Source organism: Prevotella herbatica, assembly GCF_017347605.1.
Classification (GTDB): domain Bacteria; phylum Bacteroidota; class Bacteroidia; order Bacteroidales; family Bacteroidaceae; genus Prevotella; species Prevotella herbatica.
Map to the genome: position 1 here is coordinate 1762215 of NZ_AP024484.1, position 19193 is coordinate 1781407.

General features: G+C 37.7%; 11 protein-coding genes. All 11 read left to right on the top strand.

Features of this window, described 5'->3' with window-relative positions; translation table 11 throughout:
- Nucleotides 1-7: 7 nt before the first annotated feature.
- The 11 genes from prwr041_RS06580 (at nucleotide 8) to xyl3A (ending at nucleotide 19082) form a co-directional block, all read left to right on the top strand.
- A complete protein-coding gene (locus prwr041_RS06580; RefSeq protein WP_207155528.1) occupies nucleotides 8-2248 on the top strand; it encodes a glycoside hydrolase family 3 C-terminal domain-containing protein in 2241 nt (746 codons plus the stop codon).
- Between the two features lie 202 nt (nucleotides 2249-2450).
- On the top strand, nucleotides 2451-2852 hold the full coding sequence (locus prwr041_RS06585) for an energy transducer TonB (RefSeq protein WP_237072163.1): 402 nt from the start codon (nucleotides 2451-2453) through the stop codon (nucleotides 2850-2852).
- Between the two features lie 10 nt (nucleotides 2853-2862).
- A complete protein-coding gene (locus tag prwr041_RS06590; RefSeq protein WP_207153049.1) occupies nucleotides 2863-4473 on the top strand; it encodes a hypothetical protein in 1611 nt (536 codons plus the stop codon).
- 1519 nt (nucleotides 4474-5992) lie between these two features.
- Nucleotides 5993-6319 (top strand): heavy metal-binding domain-containing protein, encoded by a 327-nt coding sequence (locus prwr041_RS06595; RefSeq protein ID WP_207153050.1) that lies wholly within the window; start codon nucleotides 5993-5995, stop codon nucleotides 6317-6319.
- A 229-nt stretch (nucleotides 6320-6548) separates the two neighbouring features.
- On the top strand, nucleotides 6549-9623 hold the full coding sequence (locus prwr041_RS06600) for a SusC/RagA family TonB-linked outer membrane protein (RefSeq protein ID WP_207153051.1): 3075 nt from the start codon (nucleotides 6549-6551) through the stop codon (nucleotides 9621-9623).
- Between the two features lie 38 nt (nucleotides 9624-9661).
- A complete protein-coding gene (locus prwr041_RS06605) occupies nucleotides 9662-11296 on the top strand; it encodes a RagB/SusD family nutrient uptake outer membrane protein (RefSeq protein WP_207153052.1) in 1635 nt (544 codons plus the stop codon).
- 184 nt (nucleotides 11297-11480) lie between these two features.
- Nucleotides 11481-12296: a metallophosphoesterase family protein gene (locus tag prwr041_RS06610; protein ID WP_207153053.1), complete on the top strand. Its 816-nt coding sequence runs from the start codon at nucleotides 11481-11483 to the stop codon at nucleotides 12294-12296.
- Nucleotides 12277-13002: a hypothetical protein gene (locus prwr041_RS06615; RefSeq protein ID WP_207153054.1), complete on the top strand. Its 726-nt coding sequence runs from the start codon at nucleotides 12277-12279 to the stop codon at nucleotides 13000-13002. Before prwr041_RS06610 ends, prwr041_RS06615 begins: the two co-directional genes overlap by 20 nt.
- 102 nt (nucleotides 13003-13104) lie before the next feature.
- Nucleotides 13105-15015 (top strand): glycosyl hydrolase family 8, encoded by a 1911-nt coding sequence (locus tag prwr041_RS06620; RefSeq protein WP_237072164.1) that lies wholly within the window; start codon nucleotides 13105-13107, stop codon nucleotides 15013-15015.
- A gap of 16 nt (nucleotides 15016-15031) precedes the next feature.
- Nucleotides 15032-16486 (top strand): family 43 glycosylhydrolase, encoded by a 1455-nt coding sequence (locus prwr041_RS06630; protein WP_207153055.1) that lies wholly within the window; start codon nucleotides 15032-15034, stop codon nucleotides 16484-16486.
- Between the two features lie 25 nt (nucleotides 16487-16511).
- Complete coding sequence (gene xyl3A, locus prwr041_RS06635; protein WP_207153056.1) at nucleotides 16512-19082, top strand: xylan 1,4-beta-xylosidase; 2571 nt, start codon at nucleotides 16512-16514, stop codon at nucleotides 19080-19082.
- Nucleotides 19083-19193 lie beyond the last annotated feature (111 nt).

The following is a 19193-nucleotide window of genomic DNA, read 5'->3' on the forward strand; positions in this document are numbered from 1 at the left end:
TAATTAAATGATGATATTAGTGAAAAGAACGATTCTATTATCAATATCCGTATTACTGGTTCTGGGTTTAAAAGCCCAGAAACCAGTATATCTGGATGAGTCTAAACCGTTGGAGATGCGTGTTGAAGACGCATTGTCACGTATGACTTTAAATGAGAAGATTGCTGTGATACATGCTCAAAGCAAGTTTTCTGCAGCAGGAGTTAAACGACTTGGATTTCCAGATTTCTGGACAGATGATGGTCCTCATGGAGTTCGCCCAGACGTGCTTTGGGATGAATGGGAACAAGCTGGACAGACAAATGATTCATGTGTTGCCTTTCCTGCTCTTACATGTCTTGCAGCTACATGGAATCCTTCTTTAGCTAATTTATATGGACATAGTCTCGGAGAAGAAGCTTTGTATCGTGGAAAAGATATGATTCTTGGTCCTGGTGTGAATATATATCGCACACCGCTGGGTGGAAGAAACTTTGAGTATCTTGGTGAGGATCCATATCTATCTTCACGCATGGTTGTGCCGTATATCTGTGGATTGCAGAATATGGGCGTTGCTGCATGCGTGAAACACTATGCTCTTAACAATGATGAGGAATACCGTCATCAAGTGAATGTTATAGTGGACGACCGTACTCTTCATGAAATATACCTCCCCGCTTTTAAAGCTGCCGTTACCGAAGGTGGAGCATGGGGCATTATGGGCGCTTATAATCTTTATCATAATCAGCACAACTGTCATAACGAGATTTTGTTGAACAAGATTCTGAAACATGATTGGAAGTTTGATGGCGTAGTTGTTTCAGACTGGGGCGGAACTCATAATACAGATGAGGCTGTGATGAATGGTCTTGATATGGAATTTGGAACTGGTACTGACGGACTGCGTGCAGGAACAAAGAATGCCTATGAAAACTATTATATGGCTTATCCATATCTTATGGGTATTCGTGAAGGCAAGTATTCTGAAAAAGAACTTAATGACAAGGTTCGCAGAGTGTTGAGATTATATTATCGTACGACAATGAATCGTAACCGTCCTAATGGTTTTCTGTGTTCTGAAGCTCATTATGCTGCCGCAAGAAAAATCGGCGATGAAGGTGTTGTACTTTTGAAGAATGATAAAAATGTATTGCCAGTTGACACTCTTTCGGTACATAATATCCTTGTAGTGGGAGAGAATGCTATCAAGATGATGACCGTTGGTGGAGGTTCGTCTTCATTAAAGGCTCAAAAAGAGATTTCTCCTTTGCTGGGTTTGCGAGAGGCTCTTTCATGCCACAATATCAAAGTGGATTATGAACGCGGCTATGTAGGAGATGTAACAGGTTCTTATAATGGTGTAACTACAGGACAAGATCTTAATGATAAGCGCTCTGCTGCTAAACTCATTGAAGACGCTGTAGCAAAAGCTCGTAAAGCTGATTACGTAATATTATTCGGTGGATTGAATAAAAGCGATTATCAGGATTGCGAAGGTCACGACCGAAAGGAGTATGGCTTGCCTTATGGACAGGATAAACTTGTTGAAGCACTTGCAAAGGCTAACAAAAAGCTTGTATTTGTGAATATATCAGGAAATGCAGTTGCAATGCCTTGGAAGAATAAGGTTAATGCAATATTGCAAGGATGGTTTGTTGGTTCTGAATCAGGTGAAGTGCTTGCAGACATTATAACAGGTAAAGCAAATCCTTCAGGAAAATTACCTTTTACTTGGGCTGCATCTCTTAATGACGTACCTGCTCACAGACTTAATGCATATCCAGGAAAATGGCGTGCCGATCATAAGATAATTGATGAGGAATATAAAGAAGGCCTTTATGTAGGTTATAGGGGCGTAGACAAATTCATGACAAAGCCATTGTTTGCGTTTGGACATGGATTGAGCTATACATCTTTCAAGATTACTAATCTTCGTGCAGACAAGCAAGAGATGACACGTGATGGAAAGATTACATTCACTGTTAATGTAAAAAATACCGGAAAGCGTGAAGGTTCAGAGGTTGTACAGTTATATATAAATGATGTAAAGTCATCATTGCCACGTCCGTATAAGGAACTTAAAGGTTTTACAAAAGTATCGTTGAATCCTGGAGAGTCAAAGGATGTGTCAATAACTATAGATAATGCATCGCTTAGTTATTATGATGACAAGAAATCAGAATGGGTTTCAGAATCAGGAGCCTTCAAGGCACTGATTGGAAATTCATCAGATAATATTATTGGCGAAATAGGTTTTGTTTTAAGGTAAAATCTGTTATTAGGTTAGAGTATCAGATTGTTTTTTTAGCTGCATCATTATATATGGTGCAGCTTTTTTTGTTTAATTTCAGCTTTTTTGAACGTTGTGTAATCTTGTGTAGCAATTTATTTGGATTAGTCAGTACGAAATTCTACATTTGCAGTGTCATGACAAACAAATATAATGATAACTAAACAAACAATTTATGATTATGAAAAGATTATTTTTTGCTATAATGCTGGTTGTAACATCATTTACTATTGCCAGTGCACAGAATAAAGCCGATGATAATTCTGGAAAGGTTTATGAAGTGGCAGAAGTCATGCCTGAATACCCAGGTGGAAATGCTAAACTGATGGAGTTCCTTTGCACAAATGTGAGATATCCAGTTCAAGCTCAAAAGAGTAAGATAGAAGGTCGAAGTGTTATCGGATTTGTTGTTGAGGAGGATGGATCTATATCTAATGTAAGTGTAACGAAGGGATCACATCCATTACTTGATAGGGAGGCTATAAGGGTTGTGAAGGAAATGCCTAAATGGAAACCTGGTTTGATAAAAGGAAATCCAGTACGTGTGAAATTCAATTTACCTGTATATTTCAAGTTGAATTAGAAACTGTTATATGAGGAAGCCACTAATATTCATAATAATTCTCTCTCTTATGGTTGCGGGATGTGCTGATGAAAGGCATACCCGTAACCCTAAACTTATTGCTTTGGATAGTCTTCAGCGCATATCACCTGATTCGGCTTTTAATATGCTTGATGATTTTAACGACGTGCTCACACCTAATGACTCAGTTTATAATAATCTTATTTATACTGAGACAATATTAAACAAGACAGTTTCTTATGCTTCAGATTCAGCAATTAATAAAATAGTGGATTACTACACGACCAAGCAGGATAATGTGCTACTTGGTCGTGCTTATCTTTGCCGTAGCATAAACAGATATAAGAACGGACAATATTCCTGTGCCATAACAGATGCTCTTATGGCAGAAAAGCTGCTGCCAACTGATGACAAGTACTATGGGTGCAAGGTGCAGTTATTATTGGGTCTAATTAATCTTGATGCTGGTTGTTATAGAATATCTCTGGAAAGGCTTAAAGTGGCAAGCCATTATGCCGATGAATTCGGTAAAAATCTAACATTGATAGCTCAAAGTTATAATTATATGGCAGAGGCTTATGACAGATGTGGCAGAAGAGATAGTTTCATGCTGTGCATCAGACATATTAAGCCGCTTCTTGCTAAGTTGGATAATTATACTAAGGCTGATATCAATGTTAATATCGGAGATATGTATATGCGAGCTGGTAAACTTAATAAGGCTTTAAGTTATCTTTCTGAAGGCGAAATATATGATTTTTCGTATAAGGCTTTGTATATTATGGGTAAGGTCTATTTTATGATGGGTAATAGCAAACAAGCTAATGCGCATTGGGAGGACGCTGCAATCTCAGGTTCACTTCCGATACGTGCGGCTTCTCTAGCATCATTGATAAAACTGAATCCAAATAGAGAGGAACTTTATAAGCAATTTTATTCTGTATATAAGCAGATGCCACATATAGACAGTGATGAGTTGTCTGCTTTTCAGATGCGTCTTGCACAGCAGGAAATGCAGCATGAAACATATATCCGCACAATAACCTTGCTGTATATAATAATAGGCATATTGTTGCTTTTAATTTTATCTTACTTATACTATCATCATAAGATGAAGGTCGTTCGTCGCAGGCTTAGTGATATCAATGCCCGTTATCTTGGCTATCTTGAAGACTATAATAATGCGAAATGCAATATTGAAGAGTTGAAAAATGAGATAGTTAAATATCAGGTAGACAAAGAAGCTCCTGAGAATTGGAGTATAGAGAACATGTTGCTTAATGCTGATGTTGTGATATCGTTGCATAGAATAGCCTCAAGAGGGCAGTGCGCAAATGAAGTCAATTGGCAACAGCTTACCCAACTTATTTCAGAACGTGATAAAAGTATGGCTATATTACTAAGCAATAATCCAGAACTTTCTGATCGTGAGCAACATGTTATTATGCTTATTAGACTGAGATTCATTCCTAGTGAGATATCTGTATTAATGGATATTAGTGCTCAAAATGTGACAAATATGCGTCAGCGACTTATGCAAAAAATGTTTGGCGAAAACGGTGGAGCTCGTGACTTTGATCATCGTATACACGAATTGCAAAGGCCGGCAGTTTTAATATAAGCATGATGATAATAATGCGTATTGATGCATAAATGCTTCTCCCCTGCGTTTTTCGCGTTTTTTAGCTACGAAGCTACGTCATTTCTCGCAAAGCCTATAAACAGAGGGGCTGGCGAAACGTAGTTAGGTCTATTTAGCTTCGACGAGCTACGTTTCAGCTACGTCATCCATTTCTGCTTATATTATGTACGTGTAGGTACGCGCGCACTTAGGGTTTTGAAAAATATAAGTGTCGAAGCGTCAACTTAATGGATATCAGTATTTTATCGACGAATTCGACTAAATGAAGTGACGGTGATTTGACGGTCTAATTTCAAGTTTTGCATGCGTTTCTATATAGAAACGCAACTAGTTCCATATAGAAACGTAAACGTTTCTACGATGTTTTACCTCCTGTTGCTTCGTAAAACGCACGGCATTTCATCGTAAAACGGATTGCAAAACATCGTAAAACGCATCGAAATTCTTCGTTAAGTACAAGACAATATGAGGAAAATCTTTACCCATATTTTACCGACGAATGACCGACACTTTATTCGATCCGAAAAGGGTCCTAATAATTTGATGCTCAACGGATAGACACTTCGACACTTGTTTTTATGAAAAGTCCAGAGTGTGCACATACGCACGCATGCGTATTATGATGTGTAGCATCCAGTAATTGAAACTTTGGCTAACAGACTAACCTAAATCTGATTGCATGGACAAAATTTTTGCAGTATCTTTGCCGAGAATTCAGCGGAATTCAGCAGAACATTTAAACAAGCTTGAAAATTCTGTTTTCGTTTACTGAATCAATTAATACATCCTCAGTTCCCCAGATACAGCCAACGGTTCTTTGACAAATTCACTTATAGAATACATTTCATCCTTAAAAAGACACAAATTGACGTAGCTAGAACGTAGCTAATCGTAGCTAAATACAGCTAACTGCGTTTCGTTAGCCCCTCTGTTTATGGGCTTTGCGAGAGATGCCGTAGCTTCGTAGCTAAATAAAAACAAAACCGCAGAGACGACGCCCTAAACTATGACAATATAGATTAAGTTGGGAAAATGCAGAGCCGAAGTAGAATGTTACTTGATAACAGGAAGGTATGATAAAAAAAACGCGTTAAAGATCAATGATTAAATGGAAGAGAATTGTTGCTTTATGCTTGCAAATTGATGTCTCTTATATTATTGTAGTCAATTCGTTGTTTGTAATGGTACAAAAAGACAGGTCATTCCTCACGGATTAACCTGTCTTTATTTAAAAAATTAATCTATCATGAAAAACTTGTCTAATTTTACTAGACCATATACCATATATCTTATACTTTATTCCTAGACAATAATAATAGACTATTTCGGATACAAAGTTATGAATATATGGTCAATAACACTGATACTATATTGCTATAATCTTTGCATTTCTTGCAATCAACAATATTTTAATTGTATCACAAGCGTGATATATGTATATATTTTGTTTTATCAAATTTAATTGTTACATTTGCAAACAAATATATAATTAAATAATATGATACTATCAACAACTCCTTCACTAGAAGGTAAACACATCACTAACTATTATGGTGTGGTAACAGGCGAAACAATTATCGGCGCAAATTTATTTCGTGATTTGTTTGCAGGAATACGTGATATAGTAGGTGGACGTGCCTCATCTTATGAAAAGGTGCTTCGTGAGGCAAAAGATGCTGCAATGAAAGAAATGAGTGAACGTGCTGAGGCTATTGGAGCAAATGCTATTGTCGGTATAGACCTTGATTATGAAACTGTAGGTTCAAATGGTAGTATGCTAATGGTAACTGCTTGTGGAACTGCCGTACGTATAGAGACAATATAAGGTTCACTGAATTAAGTGAACTTTTTTTTATATTAAAGATTAAACTTCCTAAATTAGCTTAATAAACGAATCGTTTGTCGGAAAATAGTAATATATACTGCATTATTAGCTCTTTTTATCGTTTTTGTTATGTCAGAGAAAGTTTTTGTAATATTTACGAAAATAAGGTTGTTGTGTTTTGTATACTTTTGCCATAGGGATTCTATTAAGAACGTAAATTTTGAGAAACATGAAAAACGATTTTAGAATTGGAAAAACATTAATGTTACTTTTTATGTTATGCCTGTTTCCTGTAGGAATGCTAGCACAAAATGTTTTGAAAGGTACAGTTACCGATGCAGATGGAGAACCTGTTATCGGCGCTTCTGTAAGAGAAGTGGGAACTAGTAATGGAACTGTTACTGACATATCAGGGCAGTTCTCTATTAATGCTCCTGCAAATGCAAGACTTACGATTTCGTATGTCGGGTTTGTTACACAACAAATAAATGTATCTGGCAGAAAAAACATCTTGGTGAGTCTTGCTGATGATACAAAATCCATTAGCGATGTAGTAGTCATTGGTTATGGAACTCAGAAGAAAGCCGATTTGAGTTCATCAATCTCAATTCTTGATGCAAAGGAAATTACCAAAGTTCCTGGTGGACTTTCTGCAGGACTGCAAAGCTCTGTTCCTGGAGTTCAGGTAACTAACGGTCGTATACACATTCGTGGTGTAGGTTCTATTAACAATACTGATCCGCTTTATGTTGTAGATGGAATGATTGGAGGCGCTGTTCCTGATGAAAACAATATCGCTTCAATTCAGATACTTAAGGATGCTGCCTCTTGTGCAATATATGGTGCTCGTGGTGCAAATGGTGTTATCGTAATCACGACTAAGCGTGGGCAGGCTGGAGAAGTGAAGATTGACTATAATGGATATCTGGGATGGAAAGGTTTTACTCATGAGATAGATCTTCTTTCAGGTAAGGATCTTGCTGAACTAATCAATGAGGAGATGTATAATCAGAATCCTTCACGTAAGGACTATATGGCAGGACTCTCAGATCCTGAATCTATTGGCAAAGGATATAATATGTTTAAGGCAATTACGCATACAGCCTCATATCAGAAGCATAATGTCAGTATCAGTGGTGGTTCAAAGGATGCTAACTTCCGAATTACTGGTATGTATGGAAATGACAACTCTTTATATATAAAAGAAGGTTCTGAAAATATGTCACTGAATGTTGTTTCAGACTTTAAAAAAGGTATCTTTGGCTTTGGAGAAACTCTTACTGTGGGGCGTAATCTGAATCACAGTACAGATATGCTTAAACTGATAGCTATAAAATGGAGCACTGCTTGTCCAATTTATGACCCTACATCATCTACTGGTTATGCAGGTGCATCGCTTGGTACTGATATGGAAAATCCAAGAGCCACTGCCGATAATACTTGGAACCGTAATGAAACAAATACTATGACAGGCAATGCTTGGATTACAGCAGAGCCTATAAAGGGATTGGTGTACAAATTCAATATGGGAGCAGACCTGTATCGAAATAACGGTCGGTCTTATGATGCAGACTATGTTGTGGGTGATTATCAGAAGAATACACCTGATACGTATTCTATGAGTAATAATAGAAGTAACCGTTTCCTCTATGAGCATACATTGACATTCGATAAGAAATTTAACTTGCATCATATAAATGTGATGGCTGGTATCACATCTGAGGAAACAAAGGGATATGGTTTTAATGCAAGTGCCCGTGATATGCCGAGTTCAGAGGTTCTTATTCTTGGGGCTACTCAGAATGCTTCCTCAAAGGAAGTCGGTAGCTCTGAATCACACTCAGCAATGTATTCTTATCTTGCCAGATTGATGTACGACTATTCTGGAAAGTATATGGTTACAGCAAACTTCCGTCGTGACGGTAGTTCAAATTTCGCCAAGAAAAATCGTTATGGAGACTTCCCTTCCTTCTCTGGAGCATGGCGCATTAGTCAGGAAAAATTCATGAAGAGCCTAACATGGCTTGATGACCTGAAACTACGAGCAAGTTGGGGTAAACTGGGTAACTCTAATATATCTCCATATCAATATCAGTCTACGGTTTCTTTCAATACCGTACGTTATTACTTTAATGATGTTGAAAATACAGGTGCTCTTCCAATGACACCAAGTAATCCTGACGTGAAATGGGAAGCTTCAACATCAACAGACTTTGGTTTTGACCTAACGATGCTTCACAATAGATTGACAATTACCGCTGATTATTATAGAAATAGGACTAATGATATGCTTGTAAATGTACCGATAGCACGTTCTGCTGGATATTTGAGCGTGTTCCCTACAATGAATGCTGGAAGCATAGAGAATAAAGGACTTGAATTAATAGCCACATGGCGTGACCATATAGGAAATAAATTCGATTATAGTATTTCTGCTAACTTTTCTACTGTAAAAAATAAGGTTATAGACCTTGGAGCAAATAATGAAATATTTTCTGCTTCTGGGATTACTTGTACTAAAGTCGGAAATTCTATAGGACAGTTCTGGGGATATAAGACTGCTGGATTGTTCAAAACAGACGCAGAAGCTGCAGCTTATGTAAACAAAAAGGGCGAGCGTTTACAGCCGAATGCAAAAGCTGGTGATATTAAGTTCCTTGATCTTAATGGTGACGGAACAATCGGTTCTGCCGATATGGACTTTATCGGCAATCCTATTCCAAACTTCTCTTATGGTATTACAGCTGAGGCTCAGTATCGTTCATCATTTGGTACATTTGATTTCTCTATGGTCTGGAATGGCTCACAAGGAAACGATATCTATAATAATACACGTAGCTATGGCGAAGGAATGTATCATAATTACGCATGTTTTACAAGTGTAAAAGACCGTTTCCGTGCTGAGGATATTACTTTTGTAAATCCACTTAACGGCAAGACTACATTCTATCCAAAGAATACTGATACTAATATGCCACGTGCTGTATATGGAGACCCGAACCAGAATATGCGTCAGAGTGATCGTTATGTAGAAGATGGATCATACTTGAGACTTAAATCTATCGTACTAGGATATACAATGCCACAGCGTTGGTGTGATAAGATGTATCTTGAGAATATGAGATTCTATATCGGCGCAAAGAATCTGTTTACTATTACAGACTATAAAGGTTATGATCCAGAGGTAGGTGATCAAAACACAAGTGGTACAAATCTTACTCGTGGTATAGATGGACTTACATCTTGGGATCCAACATTCCCTAACAGTAAAGAATTTTATATTGGAGTGCAGCTTACATTCTAGATAGTAGACTATGTTACAAATATTAAAATGGAATACATATGAAACACAATATAATTAAATATATGGCTGCTGGATGTTTGCTGGCAACTGTGTCAAGTTGTAAACCCGATATGGACCTTAATAATCCATCAGAAGTTTCAACCAACACTTATTATCAAAAGATTTCGCAGCTTCAGAAGTCGCTAATACCAGCTTATCAAGCTCTTATTGGCAGAAATCAGGGAGGATATTGTTTTACGACATTATTCACGCTTCTTGCTCCTGGTGATGATTATCAGCGTACATACAAATGGTCAAATATGTATCAGGATACATACAACACACCCGCAAGTGATGCGGCCGCTATGGGGCCTTGGCAAGACTGGTTTAATGGTATAATGGCGGCAAATCTTGCGATTGATAAAATGAACAATTTTGCGGTAAACGACAATGATAAAGAAACTCTGAATACAATGCTTGGACAAGCTTATTTTCTTCGTGGTTTGTATTATCTGAATCTAGCGTCATTGTATGGAGAGACTATTCCTCTTTATGATCATGCCATAGCAACAAATGCAGATTATTATCCTGCTAATGCTGCTAAGGGAACTGTGTATCCACAGATTATAAACGATTTCAAAAAGGCTGCTGAATTGTTGCCTGTACGTAGTAAACTATATGCTGATGCTTCAAATATAGGACGTGCGACTCAGGGGGCTGCACTTGGATTTCTTGCAAAGGCTTGTTTGTGGCGCCCGCTTATAGAAAAAGGTAAGAGCGTAGATTATGATACGGCTATTGCTGCTCTCAAAAAGGTTATAGAAAGTGGTGAGTATAAGTTGAACGCCAATTTCAAGGATAACTTTACCAACAATCCTGCAACTGAAAATGGCTCGGAGAGCGTGTTTGAAGTACAGATGCATAATGGTAATAGTTGGATGGGAGGTGACCTTAGCGATTCATGGCGCTGGTTAAATATTGGACTTCCTGATGGGACTGGAGGTTGTTGGTGGAATCTTGCTCCTACTCCAATGGCCTATAATGAATTTGAGAATGGAGATCCAAGACGTTATATGACATTGTGGTGTCCTGGTGGTGCAGACTTTACAGATATGAAGGGCAACACTATTACTTTTGATGACATGAATGCTAAGTGTTCTTCTGACAAAGATCTTTACGGTACACGCAAGGCTTGTCCGGATAAGATGATTTCCGATACAGATGATGACTTCAATGATCCACTTATGCGTTATTCTGATATATTACTTATGTATGCTGAATGTTTGCATTTTACAGGACATGATGGTACAGATGTAAACGATAATACTGGTGCAAAATATTGGATTCAGCAAGTACGAAACAGAGCAAACAATATTGTTCCTTCAGAGCAGTCAAAGCTATGGTATTCAAAGTCACCAGGGACAATACCTAATGTTGATGATTTGTTGAACGCTGCTCCAACAATCAATGGATTTAAGATGGACAATGTAATGAATGTGATAGAGCATGAGCGTTGTGTAGAACTTATGGGTGAGTATTATCGCTATTTTGATCTTATGCGCTGGGGTATGAAGGATCCTAAATATCTAGAGCCTCTAAAAAAACTTGGATGGAATGAAAACAAAATGTATCTTCCTTTCCCTCAAGAAGAATTGAATAATAATCCGAATTTAAAAGGAAATGAGGCTAATTAGTCTTTATGTGATTTCTTTAAATGATTTTATAGATAAAATGTTTTGGTAATTTATTAGAGTGTTGGTTACCATCTGTGTGAGCAGATGGTAACTTTTTTTGTATCTTTTATTTAAAAGATTGAAAACTATTTCTTTAAAAATAGTTTTTTATGTACCTTTGCCAGTGAAAAGATTTCCACGGATTATGATAAAAGATAGAATTATTAAAATGTTGTGCTTGTTCACAACCCTTATGCTTATTTCATGCGATGATGTTTTTGATGTTTATCCCTATGATGTGAATATTAAAGGTGAAACTCATATTAATGCTACTAATATAAGCAAAATAGAGGGTCTTTGCAAGGATAAGGACTCATTGAAGATAGCCTTTATCAGTGATACTCATGGTTGGTATTCAGATTTTAAGGATGAGGTCGCTGATATTAATAGACGAAGCGATATTGATTTTGTGATACATTGTGGCGATATTACAGACACAGGTACGACAAAGGAGTACGAATGGGCTCGTAGTATATTTAACAAACTTAATGTTCTTCATGTAGCATTGATTGGTAATCATGATTTTCTAGGAACAGGAGATCAAGCTTATCATGTGATGTTTGGTGATAATGATTTCAGTTTTATAGCAGGAAGAGTTAAGTTTGTATGTCTTAACACGAATGCCACAGAATATGATTATCTCGCTTCTGTACCTAATTTTGATTTTATGGAGAGTGAGCTGAAATCGGACTCAGCGGATTTTGACCGTACAGTGATAGTGATGCATGCTCGTCCAGGCAGTGAGCAGTTTAACAACAATGTTAGTAAGGCATTTAATTACTTTGTGCATTTATTCCCAGGAATAATGTTTTGTGTTTCAGGACATGAACATGCTACTCAGGCAGATGAGTTGTTTAATGACAAACTTATGTGGTATGGTGTAGACTGTGCACAGCATCGCAAATATGATATATTCACAATAACTAAGGAAGGATATAAATATGAAGTCGTTAATTTTTAGTGCTTTGCTGTTGTTTATACCATTACATTCCTTTGCAGGTGGTGTGATTGACGAGATTGATAGTCTAAGTTTAAATGACTCGTTGGCTTATTTCACTTCCAGTAACCACCCGAATATATATAAAGAGAAAGGGCATGAAAGTGCTTATGATCGAAGGGTCCATTATTTCAGAAAGTATTGGGCTGCTCTTATACCAACTCAGGTAGTGGTTCAGAATGCGGGAAATATGGGACTTTTCTCTATAGGTTTGGGATGGGACTATGGTAAACATCGCCAATGGGAAACTCATATACTTTGGGGGTATATACCAAAATATGACAGCACGCGTGGGAAACTCACTATGACGCTTAAAGAGAATTATATACCATGGAGTATATATTTAGGCAAAGGTTGGGGATTCGAACCATTTGAAACCGGTTTGTATATAAATACTGTATATGGCCATGAATTTTGGCGTAGTCAACCACAGCGCTATCCTGATAAGTATTATAATGCTTTATCGACAAAGTTCAGAGTTAATGTCTTTTTTGGTCAACGTGTTACAAAGGTTATTCCAAATAATCACCGTATGTTTGTGAAAAGTATTACCGCATTTTATGAGATAAGTACTTGTGATCTTTATATACGTTCTATGTTTACAGACAATGATGTGAAACTAAAGGATATTCTGGGTTTATCCTTAGGGTTGAAATTTCAGTTATTATAATGTTATGTAACAATATGCAAAGTTTCTGATACAAATATTATGGTATGTGTATGAATTATTTATTATTTTTGCAACATTAAATGATTTATACATTATATACCCATGAAGAATGTAAAACACATCTTATTATCAATTATCATAGCGTGTCCGCTGCTTGGTGCAAATGCTGCAACACCGGACACGCAAACTCATTTAGTGCCATGGAATAAAGGCGCATTTCAAACAAACAATTATAGAAATCTGTTTGTTGAAATGGGATATAGCAAGAAACAGGTTGATAACAAACTGAATGAAGTATTCAAAGAAGTTTTTTATGGTCCTCACAAAGTGTATTTTGAGGTAGGGGACAGTATGGCATACATCTCGGACATTAAAAATCATGATGTGCGCACTGAAGGTATGTCTTATGGTATGATGATTGCAGTGCAGTTTGATAGAAAAGATATCTTTGACAAAATATGGCGATGGAGCAAGAAATATATGCAACATCAGAATGGACCACGTGAAGGGTATTTTGCTTGGAGTTGTAAGACAGATGGAACACGAAACTCCGAAGGTTCGGCTTCTGACGGTGAGCTATATTATATTACATCTCTTATATTCGCTGCCAACAGATGGGGAAATGATACTGGCATAAATTACAGAAAAGAAGCGCAAAAGATAATAAACTGTTCTTTTTTGAAAAACGGCGAAAATGATATTATGCCGCTGATAGATAAGCAAACAAATCTTATTACTTTTACTCCAGATAAATTTGGTGGCAGGTTTACGGATCCTTCATATCATATTCCTGCATTTTATGATGTGTGGAGTCGCTGGGCTTATGATGGGAGAACAGACTTTTGGCAGAAAGCTGCAGCTGTGTCAAGAGAATATCTTCATAAAGTTGTGAACAATGTTACAGCATTAAATCCAGACATAAGCAATTATGATGGAACACCATTAAGAATAAGAGATTATGTCATGAATACATTCAGATATGATTCATGGCGTGTGCCTGCAAATATTGCACTAGATTATCAATGGTCTTGCACTGATATGAAATGGCAGAGGGAATATGGAGAGAAGATTCAAAACTTCTTTTATTCAAAGGGAATTAATACTTTTGTTGATCAATACAATGTAGATGGAACATTGCCGAATGAGAAAGAAATTCTTGCTGCGGGTGATTATCCAAAAGCTTTACGTCATTCAATAGGACTTCTTGCTACAACTGCTACTGCATCATTGATGTGTAGTCATAATATAAGTAACGAATTTGTTAACGCATTATGGAACGCTAAGCATGAGACATCACCAGATGGATATTTTGATGCATATTATGATGGATTGCTAAGACTATTTGCCTTTATGCAACTAAGTGGTAATTATAGAATAATTCCTCCTATGCATGATGGTAAAGAACCGCAGCTTGAAACATATTTCTCAAAATGTAAAACGAGAGATGCTGCTCCAGATGATGATGGTTTTATAAGGAGATGGACACTGCTGGAACCTATTGATAAACCTAATGTAAGTAATGCTGGCTTTACGGATAGTTATCTTCGTGATGCTTTTTATCATGAGTATTTCAAAAATCAACAGACTTTTGTTCCAAAGGATGGTAGCGTCGTCAAAATAGGTAATAATAAATTGACATGGCATTCTATGGATAGTAAGCAATATAATGTGAAACTCTTTAGATTGGCTTCTGGACTTGGAAAGCAAACTTACGGTGTGTTGTTTTGGGCAGTTACGATAATTGACTGCAAGGAAGATATTCCGAATGCCAGACTTGCTGTTGGTTCCAATTCTGCATCAATGTGGTGGTTGAATGGTAATGAAACGCTTTTGCTTTCTGGAGACCGTAGGATGGTTAAAGATGATTGTGTGTCGCAAAGGCTTACATTGCATAAAGGTAGGAATATTCTTCGTGGAGTAGTTATAAATGGTCCGGGAATGAGTAATTTTTGTGCGCGCTTTGTAGATGAAAGTGGCAAACCTATAAAGAACTATACTATAAATAATAAGTAATCTAAAATCAGAAACAATGACATCTTTTCATAATATATTCATCGCACTTTCGGCAATGTTGACTTTATCTCAGTCAGCAAATGCACAAATTGGTCAACCTTATATTCATGACCCATCAACTATAATGGAATGTAATGGCAAGTATTATACATTTGGCACAGGTGGTGGAGGATTGATATCTGATGACGGTTGGAACTGGAAAGGCGGAGCCGTGAGGCCAGGCGGAGGAGCTGCCCCTGATGCAATAAAGATTGGTGACAGATATCTTATTGCTTATGGAAATTCAGGCGGAGGACTTAACGGCGGACACAATGCCCACATCTTTACGATGTGGAATAAGTCCTTAGATCCAAAATCACCAGACTTCAAGTTCACAGAACCAATAGAAGTAGCTTCCTCTGATGGTTACGAGGATAATGACGCAATAGATCCAGGATTGTTACTAGACCCAACAAGCGGTAAGTTATGGATGTCTTATGGTACTTATTTCGGTAATATACGCATCGTAGAACTTGATCCTAAAACCGGTGATAGAATATCTGGAAACAAACCTGTTGATATCGCAATAGACTGTGAAGCCACAGATTTAATATATCGTGACGGTTGGTATTATCTTTTGGGAACACATGGTACATGCTGTGACGGTGTGAATTCTACATATAATATTGTAGTTGGCCGCTCGCAAAACATTCTCGGTCCATATATAGATAATGTAGGTCGCACGATGTTTGAGGGCGGTGGTAGAATGGTTATATCAGCCAATAACCGTGCTGTTGGTCCTGGACATTTCGGACGAGAAATCATTGATAATGGAGTGGAAGTAATGTCATGTCATTATGAGGCAGATTTTAATCGTAGTGGTCGTAGTGTGTTGGCGATAAAACCATTGTTGTGGAAAAACGGATGGCCGGTAGCTGGTGATAGTTTTAAGGAAGGCGACTATGCTATCATATCAGAACGTCGTGGCTATGCGCTGGAGCTTTCTGTTGACTTTGTGAGGATTCCTCAGAAGCAGCAAGCGTTTTGGCACATAGATCCTAATGAGCCTATCGAGTCATTGCCTAATCAACAGTTGTCTGATGTTATTGGAACATGGCAGAAAGGTGATATCAACGTACGTACTAATGACTATATGTGCCGACCAAATCAACTTTGGACTATAACAGCAATACCTGAAGCTGGAGGATATCTGGGTGGACCATATTATAAAATTACAATAAAGGGAACGAATCGTGCTCTCATGGCAACAGCTAATGCTGAGGTTTCAACTGTCCCTGAGTTTACTGGTAAGCCAGAACAGCAATGGCGTATAGAACAACTCACGGACGGAACTTACAGGATAATGCCAAGAGTGATACCTGGAAAGGCTGAACCAAATACGCATTATGTGCTTTATTCTGCAGGAGACAGTACGCCAACTTTAGCTCTTTATGATTTCAATACGGATAATTCAAAATGGAATTTCAAATAGGCTATAACACAATAATAATTAATATATGAAGAAAATATTGACAATGGCGTTGACGTTGTTTGTGTCGCTATCAATGACAGCGCAACAATTGCCTTACCAAAATCCAAAACTTAGTGCGACAGAAAGGGCAAAAGATCTTCTTAGTCGTCTTACATTAGATGAGAAGGCTCTGTTGATGCTTGACGAATCACCAGCAATTCCACGTTTGGGAATAAAGAAATTCTTTTGGTGGAGCGAGGCTTTGCATGGTGCCGCTAATATGAGCAATGTTACTGTATTTCCTGAACCAATAGGAATGGCAGCTTCATTTAATAATCAATTGCTTTACAATGTGTTTACCGCCACAAGCGATGAAATGCGTGCACAGTATAATCATAGAATGCTGAATGGTGGTGAGGATGAGAAGTTTCATAGTCTTTCTGTGTGGACTCCAAACGTAAATATATTCCGTGATCCTCGTTGGGGGCGTGGACAGGAAACATATGGTGAGGATCCTTATCTCACTTCAGTTATGGGTACGGCAGTGGTAAAAGGACTTCAAGGACCTGAATCATCTAAGTATCGTAAGTTGTGGGCTTGTGCTAAGCATTATGCAGTTCATAGTGGCCCAGAATACACACGCCATACAGCAAACCTTAATGATGTTAGTCCACGTGACCTTTGGGAGACATACCTTCCTGCATTCAAGACACTTGTAGAAGATGCTAAGGTGCGTGAGGTTATGTGCGCATATCAACGATTGGATGATGAGCCATGTTGTGGTAACAATCGTTTGTTGCAACAGATATTACGTGACGAATGGGGCTTTAAATATCTTGTAGTTTCAGATTGCGGTGCTGTTACTGATATATATGAAAGCCATAAAACAGCTTCTGATGCTGTTCATGCTACAGCGAAGGCTGCATTGGCTGGTACTGATGTGGAATGTGGATTTAATTATACATATAAAAGTATCCCAGATGCTGTGAAACGTGGATTAATATCTGAAGCAGAGGTTGATAAACATGTAATGAGACTTCTAGAGGGACGTTTTGAATTGGGTGAAATGGATGACCCTAGTCTTGTTGAATGGTCAAAAATACCTTACTCTGTAATGGATTGCAAGGAACATAGACAGACAGCTCTTGATATGGCACATCAGACAATAGTCCTATTGCAGAATAAGGATAATGTACTTCCTTTGAAGAAAAATGCTGAAAAAATAGCTGTTATCGGACCTAATGCCGCAAATACTCCGATGATGTGGGGTAATTATAATGGAACACCAAACCATACTGTTAACATCCTTGACGGAATAAAAGCAAAACAAAAGAATGTTGTTTATATTAAAGGATGTGATCTTACAGACAACAAGATTGTTAATCCGCTTTTTGCACAATGTTCAATTAACGGAAAGCGCGGACTTCGAGGAACATTCTGGAATAACACTGAAATGAGCGGTAGTCCAGTTACTACACAATATTATAATAATATGGTGGCTGTAACAACTGCTGGAATGCATAATTTTGCACCTAACGTGAAGATTGAAGATTTTTCTGCAAAATATGAAACAACGCTGCACCCACTAAAGGCAGGTGAAGTTGTCGTAAATGTTGAGGGTTGTGGTGATTTTGAGGTGCTTGTCAATGGAAAGCAAATGCAGAAACATCACACTTGGCGCACTACCGCTACACGCACTCCGATAAATGTTGAGGCAGGAAAGAATTATAATATAGAGATTAGGTATAAGTTTGTGAAGACTTGGGGTGCAAATATGAAAATAAACATAGGCACCGAAAGTACCATTGATTACGATGCAATCATAGCAAAATTGAAAGGTATTAATAAGGTTGTGTTTGTCGGTGGTATTTCTCCTGCTCTTGAAGGTGAGGAGATGCCTGTGAATATAGATGGCTTTAAGGGTGGTGACCGTACTAATATAGAACTTCCAAGTGTACAACGTAATTTTCTTCAGGCTTTGCATAATGCAGGTAAGACTGTGGTCTATGTAAACTGTTCAGGTTCGGCGATAGCTCTCGAACCAGAGACAAAGAATTGTGATGCTATCGTTCAGGCTTGGTATGCTGGACAGGAAGGTGGAACAGCTGTTGCTGATGTGCTTTTTGGAGATTATAATCCATCAGGTAAATTGCCTATTACATTCTATAAGAGTACGAAGCAGCTTCCTGACTTTGAAGATTATAGCATGAAAGGTCGTACTTATCGTTATTTCAGTGACCCCTTGTTTGCATTTGGTTATGGTGAAAGTTACACCAAGTTCAATATCGGTAAAGCAGAATTAGAACATGAAGGTGATTCTATATTGATGAAGGTCCCAGTTGAAAATATTGGTACTAAAGACGGAACTGAAATATTACAAGTTTACATTCATGATATGCAAGATGCAAATGGACCGATAAAGTCGTTGCGTGGATTCTGTCGTGTAAACTTAAAAGCTGGTCAGAAACAAGTTGCAAAAATAAGTCTCAATAAGAAATCATTTGAATTCTTTGATGAGTCAACAAATACGATTCGGACACGTCATGGTAACTTTGAAATCATGTACGGAAGTAGTTCGCAGGATAAAGATTTGCAAAAAGAGACGATTATGTTTTAGTAAAAATTCATATTTGTAATGATTGTCGTGCCGGCTGAAAATATTCAGTTCGGCACGTTTTTATTTCCAGAATGTTTCAAAAACATTAGTTTTTATGCTATTTTAGCGTAT

Excerpts from the sequence above, each read along its gene's own strand:
- prwr041_RS06580 (WP_207155528.1), top strand. The coding sequence starts at position 8 with ATGATGATATTAGTGAAAAGAACGATTCTATTATCAATATCCGTATTA.
- prwr041_RS06585 (WP_237072163.1), top strand. The coding sequence starts at position 2,451 with ATGAAAAGATTATTTTTTGCTATAATGCTGGTTGTAACATCATTTACT.
- prwr041_RS06590 (WP_207153049.1), top strand. The coding sequence starts at position 2,863 with ATGAGGAAGCCACTAATATTCATAATAATTCTCTCTCTTATGGTTGCG.
- prwr041_RS06595 (WP_207153050.1), top strand. The coding sequence starts at position 5,993 with ATGATACTATCAACAACTCCTTCACTAGAAGGTAAACACATCACTAAC.
- prwr041_RS06600 (WP_207153051.1), top strand. The coding sequence starts at position 6,549 with ATGAAAAACGATTTTAGAATTGGAAAAACATTAATGTTACTTTTTATG.
- prwr041_RS06605 (WP_207153052.1), top strand. The coding sequence starts at position 9,662 with ATGAAACACAATATAATTAAATATATGGCTGCTGGATGTTTGCTGGCA.
- prwr041_RS06610 (WP_207153053.1), top strand. The coding sequence starts at position 11,481 with ATGATAAAAGATAGAATTATTAAAATGTTGTGCTTGTTCACAACCCTT.
- prwr041_RS06615 (WP_207153054.1), top strand. The coding sequence starts at position 12,277 with ATGAAGTCGTTAATTTTTAGTGCTTTGCTGTTGTTTATACCATTACAT.
- prwr041_RS06620 (WP_237072164.1), top strand. The coding sequence starts at position 13,105 with ATGAAGAATGTAAAACACATCTTATTATCAATTATCATAGCGTGTCCG.
- prwr041_RS06630 (WP_207153055.1), top strand. The coding sequence starts at position 15,032 with ATGACATCTTTTCATAATATATTCATCGCACTTTCGGCAATGTTGACT.
- xyl3A (WP_207153056.1), top strand. The coding sequence starts at position 16,512 with ATGAAGAAAATATTGACAATGGCGTTGACGTTGTTTGTGTCGCTATCA.